Annotated in this window: 6 protein-coding genes; all 6 read left to right on the forward strand. The window is 65.4% G+C overall.

The features are described 5' to 3' along the window. The first annotated feature begins 866 nt into the window (after window positions 1-866). Genes napE through Q4I23_RS29950 form a run of 6 tightly spaced genes read left to right on the forward strand, consistent with a single transcriptional unit; the run spans window position 867 to window position 5,648 of the window. Entirely contained in the window at window positions 867-1,100 is a 234-nt protein-coding gene (napE, locus tag Q4I23_RS29925) for a periplasmic nitrate reductase, NapE protein (protein ID WP_498528636.1), read from the forward strand. A gap of 13 nt (window positions 1,101-1,113) precedes the next feature. Beyond that, window positions 1,114-1,626 (forward strand): ferredoxin-type protein NapF, encoded by a 513-nt coding sequence (gene napF / locus Q4I23_RS29930; RefSeq protein WP_498528637.1) that lies wholly within the window; start codon window positions 1,114-1,116, stop codon window positions 1,624-1,626. After that, a complete protein-coding gene (locus Q4I23_RS29935) occupies window positions 1,616-1,930 on the forward strand; it encodes a chaperone NapD (RefSeq protein WP_454016175.1) in 315 nt (104 codons plus the stop codon). The genes napF and Q4I23_RS29935 overlap by 11 nt, the downstream gene beginning before the upstream one ends. 44 nt (window positions 1,931-1,974) lie before the next feature. Further along, window positions 1,975-4,467 (forward strand): periplasmic nitrate reductase subunit alpha, encoded by a 2,493-nt coding sequence (gene napA / locus Q4I23_RS29940; protein WP_498528638.1) that lies wholly within the window; start codon window positions 1,975-1,977, stop codon window positions 4,465-4,467. Window positions 4,468-4,482: 15 nt separating this feature from the next. Then, window positions 4,483-4,965 carry a nitrate reductase cytochrome c-type subunit gene (locus tag Q4I23_RS29945; protein WP_237907370.1) on the forward strand — a complete coding sequence of 161 codons (483 nt, stop codon included), beginning with the start codon at window positions 4,483-4,485 and terminating at the stop codon, window positions 4,963-4,965. Beyond that, window positions 4,962-5,648: a NapC/NirT family cytochrome c gene (locus Q4I23_RS29950; RefSeq protein ID WP_454016178.1), complete on the forward strand. Its 687-nt coding sequence runs from the start codon at window positions 4,962-4,964 to the stop codon at window positions 5,646-5,648. Before Q4I23_RS29945 ends, Q4I23_RS29950 begins: the two co-directional genes overlap by 4 nt. The last annotated feature ends 129 nt before the right edge of the window (window positions 5,649-5,777 follow it).

Genomic DNA, 5,777 nt, shown 5'->3' on the forward strand with positions numbered 1-5,777 from the left:
GCGGCCACCATACAGACGATGCCGACGACGATCTGCATCCAACGCGCGCCTTCGGAAATGGGCGCCTGCGAGCCGCCAGGCGGTGCAGCGATGGACTGACTCATTACTCTTCCTCCCCAATGCGGTGATCGAACACTCAACTCAGCCGGGCGGGGCCGATGGTTGTTGTCGCATTGCCTTTTCTCTGGGGCTTGCGTGCCCTTCACGTTTTGGCGGGAGCACCACCGCCACCGTTGGGAGAGGCTTGGTGTTCCGCATTTCGTACTTGGTATACCACACAATCAGCGGAACACAACATCCGTTTCAGGAATCACAGCACAATTAATCCCCGCTGTCGCAACTATCGTTCAAGGTATGCCCTACGGAATGGCACCATCAAAGCAGCAAAACTTTCGTACTATAACTTGTAAATGACAAAAAAAAGGCCGCGCCAAAGCAGGCGCGGCCTCTGATTGAGTTCGCTTCACTTACGATCACAACAGTGGAGAAGCCGTTACACCAAGAACGGCTGTTCCAATCTTACAGAACTTCAGATCATCAGCAACCTCGTAGTCGATCCAATCTGCATGCCCTGTACGAATCGGAAATAAACAATCCGGAGGCCCAAATCACACCAAGGCCGTCCGACCTCCTTATCCCCTCTTCAATCAGTTTACGATCCCGCGCCCCGCTTAATCCCGGGGACCCTCAAAAAAAGTTCGCGCCCCAAATCATCCGTATCCAAGGCCATGCCGCGGCGCGCCGGGGCGGTGTCCATCGCACGCTCGGCCGCATGGAACAGAAGCGACGCTCAACCTGTTGTTGGGATGTCCGACCGCCTCCCCGGCTGTCGGCAACACCATCGCCCGCCAAAAACGGGAGCCGCCATGAGCCGCCGCCATTCTCCGGACCTTTCACCGGACCCAGCCCGCTTCCCATCGCGCGCCGCCGCCAGCCCGCCCCTGCCCGATCCCGGCGCGAAGCGGCGGGAAATCGCCATGTTCCTTGTTCTGGCGGTGGTGATCTGGCCGATCCTGTCGATCGCCGTCGTGGGCGGCTACGGCTTCCTGGTCTGGATGTCGCAACTCATCATGGGTCCGCCTGGTCCGCCCCCGGTCTGAGGGGTACGGTGCCATGGCCGATGAATCGATCGACTTAGGGCGACGAGGCTTTCTTCGCGGACGGCGACGCGCCGAGCCGGCACCGTTGCGCCCGCCCTGGTCCCGGACAGAGCGCTTCACCGACCTGTGCACGCGCTGCGGTGCCTGCGTCGACGCCTGCCCCGAGGGGATCATCCGCCGGGGGGACGGCGGTTTTCCCGAGGTCGATTTCCGGCGGGGCGAGTGCAGTTTCTGCGCGGCCTGTGCCGATTCCTGCCCCGAGCCGGTCTTCGACCGTGTCGCCGCCAGCCCTTGGACGCTGGCCGTGCGCATTGGACCATCCTGCCTCGCCATGAACCGCGTCGTCTGCCGAAGCTGCCGCGACGCCTGTCCGGAATCGGCCATCCGCTTCGCCTTGGCGCCCGGCGGCGTGGCGGTCCCCGTGGTCGAGGACGACTCCTGCACCGGCTGCGGCGCATGTCTGGCCGCCTGCCCCGCCGACGCCGTCACGTTGCACCCCGGACCGGAGACCGCCCATGCACCCTGAAGCCCACGACCGATTGGCCGAAGCACCGGCGGAATGGCACATCGCCTCCATCCTCGTCCATCTGCGGCCCGAGCGAAGCCCCGACGTGCGGGCCGCCGTCGCCGCGCTGGGCGACGTGGAAGTCCATGCGGAGGAGCGGGGCCGGATGGTGGTGACCGTGGAAGGCCCCCACGAGGGCCGCATCGCCGACCGCATGACCGCCATCCACCTGATGCCCGGCGTGATGTCGGCGGTCATGGTCTTCCACCATGCCGAGCCGATGGCGGCCCGGACCGCGGAGAAGGTCGATACGGCGCGGCGTTGACGCGTCCGGATTTCACATTCGTCAAGAAAAAGGGGGAGGAACCCATGCTTGACCGGCGGGATTTCATCAAGGCGCAGGCGGTCGCGGCCGCCGCCACGGCGGGGGGCATCAGCCTGCCCGCCATGGCCCAACAATCCATGGTGGCGGGCGAGGACGCCCAGCTCACCTGGTCCAAGGCGCCCTGCCGCTTCTGCGGCACCGGATGCAGCGTCATGGTCGCCACCAAGGACAACCGCGTCGTCGCCACCCACGGCGACATGCAGGCGGAGGTCAACCGCGGCCTGAACTGCGTTAAGGGCTATTTCCTGTCCAAGATCATGTACGGGCAGGACCGGCTGACCCAGCCTCTGCTGCGCATGCGCGACGGCAAATACCACAAGGATGGGGAATTCCGCCCGGTTTCCTGGGACGAGGCCTTCGACGAGATGGCCCGCCAATGGAAGCGGGTGCTGAAGGAGAAGGGGCCGGACGCCGTCGGCATGTTCGGGTCCGGCCAATGGACGATCTGGGAGGGCTACGCCGCGTCCAAGCTGATGCGCGCCGGCTTCCGCACCAACAATCTGGACCCCAACGCCCGCCACTGCATGGCGTCGGCCGCCGTAGCCTTCATCCGCACCTTCGGCATGGACGAGCCGATGGGCTGCTACGACGATTTCGAGCACGCCGACGCCTTCGTCCTCTGGGGCTCCAACATGGCGGAGATGCACCCCATCCTGTGGACCCGCATCACCGACCGGCGGCTGGCCCACAACCATGTGAAGGTGGCCGTCCTATCGACCTTCGAGCACCGCAGCTTCGAGTTGGCCGACATCCCGATGATCTTCGAGCCGGGGACCGACCTGGCCATCCTGAACTACATCGCCAACCACATCATCCAGACCGGGCGGGTGAACAAGGAGTTCATCGAAAAGCATTGCAGCTTCCGCCTGGGGCAGAAGGACATCGGCTACGGCCTGCGCCCCGAAAGCGTTCTGGAGGTGCGCGCCGCCAACGCCAAGGACCCGACCGACTCCAAGCCCATGAGTTTCGACGAGTTCTCCACATTCGTCAGCGAGTACACGCTGGAGAAGGTGGCGGAGCTGAGCAAGGTCCCCAAGGAGCGGCTGCTGGCGCTCGCCGAGATGTACGCCGACCCGAAGATCAAGGTCATGTCGCTGTGGACCATGGGGTTCAACCAGCACGTCCGCGGCGTGTGGGTGAACCACATGGTCTACAACATCCACCTTCTGACTGGAAAAATCTCGGAACCGGGCAACAGCCCCTTCTCGCTGACCGGCCAGCCCTCAGCCTGCGGCACGGCGCGCGAGGTCGGCACCTTCGCCCACCGGCTGCCCGCCGACATGCAGGTGACCAACCCCACCCACCGCTCCCATGTCGAGGAGGGCTGGAAGATCCCCAAGGGCCTGCTGCCCGGCAAGATCGGCTATCACGCCGTCCTGCAGGACCGGATGCTGAAGGACGGAAAGCTCAACGCCTACTGGATCATGGTCAACAACAACCTCCAAGCGGCGCCCAACAGCGACAACGAGACCTATCCCGGTTACCGCAATCCAGAGAACTTCATCGTCGTCTCGGACGCCTACCCGACGGTGACCGCCGCCGCCGCCGACCTGATTCTGCCCGCCGCCATGTGGGTGGAGAAGGAGGGCGCCTACGGCAACGCCGAACGGCGGACCCATTTCTGGCACCAGCTCGTCAACGCGCCGGGCGAGGCGCGCTCGGACCTCTGGCAGCTCATGGAGTTCTCCAAGCGCTTCACCACCGACGAGGTGTGGCCGAAGGAGATCCTGGACGCCAATCCCGACTTCCGCGGCAAGACCCTGTTCGACGTGCTGTTCCGCAACGGCAACGTCGACCGCTTCCCCGTGTCGGAGCTGGACCCCGCCTACGAGAACCGGGAGTCGAAGGAATTCGGCTTCTACGTGCAGAAAGGCCTGTTCGAGGAGTACGCCGCCTTCGGGCGCGGCCATGGCCACGATCTGGCGCCCTTCGACACCTATCACGAGGTGCGCGGGCTGCGCTGGCCGGTGGTTGAGGGCAAGGAGACGAAGTGGCGCTACCGGGAGGGGCTCGACCCATACGTCCCGAAGGGCGAGGGGGTACGCTTCTACGGAAATCCGGACGGCAAGGCCAACCTGTTCGCCTTCCCCTACGAACCCCCGGCGGAATCGCCGGACAAGGACTTCGACCTATGGCTGGTCACGGGACGCGTGCTGGAGCACTGGCACTCCGGCTCCATGACCATGCGGGTGCCCGAACTTTACAAGGCCATGCCGATGGCGCTGGTCTACATGCATCCGGACGACGCGCAGTCGCGCGGCCTGCGCCGCGGCTCGGAGGTCAAGGTGATGTCGCGGCGCGGCGAGATGCGCACGCGGGTCGAGACGCGCGGGCGCAACCGGCCGCCGCGCGGCGTGGTCTTCGTGCCCTGGTTCGATTCGGCGCGACTCATCAACAAATGCACGCTCGACGCTACCGACCCGATCAGCAAGCAGACGGACTTCAAGAAGTGCGCCGTCAAGATCGTGGCCGTCTGAGGGAGGACCGCAACCATGCGCCGCCATCTCATGCTCGTGCTGGCCGCGGCCCTGCCCTGCCTCGTGCCGGCACTGCTCGCCGCCCAGGGAACCGGACAGGTCCGGGAACCCTTCCGCCCGCCGATCCAGTTCACCGACGAGGACCCGGCCCCGCCGATCCCCGCCGACGTCACCGACGACCGGCGGGTCGCCCGCAACTATCCGGAACAGCCGCCGGTCATCCCGCACAACATCCGCGATTATCAGATCAGCCTGAACAACAACCAGTGCCTGACCTGCCACAGCCGCCAGTTCACCGGGGCCACTCAGGCGCCGATGATCAGCATCACCCACTACGTCGACCGCGAAGGCCAGACCCTGGGCGCGGTGGCGCCGCGCCGCTATTTCTGCACGCAGTGCCATGTCCCCCAGACCGTGGCGCAGCCCATCGTCCCGAACACCTTCAGGGACATGGACAGCCTCATCAGCCGCCCGTCGGACGGGGGTGACCGGCGATGAAGCTGCCCGATTTCCTGCTGCGGCCCTGGCGGATCATCGCGGGGCCGAGCCGTTACCTCAGCCTGGGCTTCCTGACGCTGGGCGGCTTCCTAGCCGGCGTGATGTTCTGGGGCGGCTTCAACACCGCCCTGGAGGTCACCAACACCGAGAAGTTCTGCACGAGCTGCCACGAGATGCGGGACAATGTGTTCGAGGAGCTGAAGACCACCATCCACTTCACCAACCGCTCCGGCGTGCGGGCGACCTGCCCGGACTGCCACGTCCCCCACAACTGGACCGACAAGATCGCCCGCAAGATGCAGGCCTCGAAGGAGGTCTGGGGCAAGATCTTCGGCACCATCAGCACGCGCGACAAGTTCGTGGAGAAGCGGCGCGAGCTGGCCGAGCATGAGTGGGCGCGGCTGAAGGCGAACAATTCCCTGGAATGCCGCAATTGCCACAGCGCGGAATCAATGGACATCACCAAGCAGGGGGCGCGGGCGGCGCGCATCCATCAGCAATATCTGTTCAGCGGGCAACGCACCTGCATCGATTGCCACAAGGGCATCGCCCACCGCCTGCCGAACATGGACGGCGTCCCGCCGGGCTGGAGCGAAGCGTCCAACGAAACGGGCAACGAAAGCGACGACCCGCTCGGCCGCTGGCTGGCCGACGCCACGCCGGGACCGGCGAACCCGCATTGAGCGGGTGGTGAAATCCCCTCTCCCCAGGAGGGAGAGGGGCAAATCGGCGCCGTTACTCGGCCTTGCCGTTGACGGCGTCCTTGAGGGCCTTGCCGGCGGAGAACTTCGGCGCCTTGGAGGCGGCGATCT

It is taken from the genome of Azospirillum sp. UFLA03-27 (assembly GCF_059803775.1).

Excerpts from the sequence above, each read along its gene's own strand:
- napE (WP_498528636.1), top strand. The coding sequence starts at position 867 with ATGAGCCGCCGCCATTCTCCGGACCTTTCACCGGACCCAGCCCGCTTC.
- napF (WP_498528637.1), top strand. The coding sequence starts at position 1,114 with ATGGCCGATGAATCGATCGACTTAGGGCGACGAGGCTTTCTTCGCGGA.
- Q4I23_RS29935 (WP_454016175.1), top strand. The coding sequence starts at position 1,616 with ATGCACCCTGAAGCCCACGACCGATTGGCCGAAGCACCGGCGGAATGG.
- napA (WP_498528638.1), top strand. The coding sequence starts at position 1,975 with ATGCTTGACCGGCGGGATTTCATCAAGGCGCAGGCGGTCGCGGCCGCC.
- Q4I23_RS29945 (WP_237907370.1), top strand. The coding sequence starts at position 4,483 with ATGCGCCGCCATCTCATGCTCGTGCTGGCCGCGGCCCTGCCCTGCCTC.
- Q4I23_RS29950 (WP_454016178.1), top strand. The coding sequence starts at position 4,962 with ATGAAGCTGCCCGATTTCCTGCTGCGGCCCTGGCGGATCATCGCGGGG.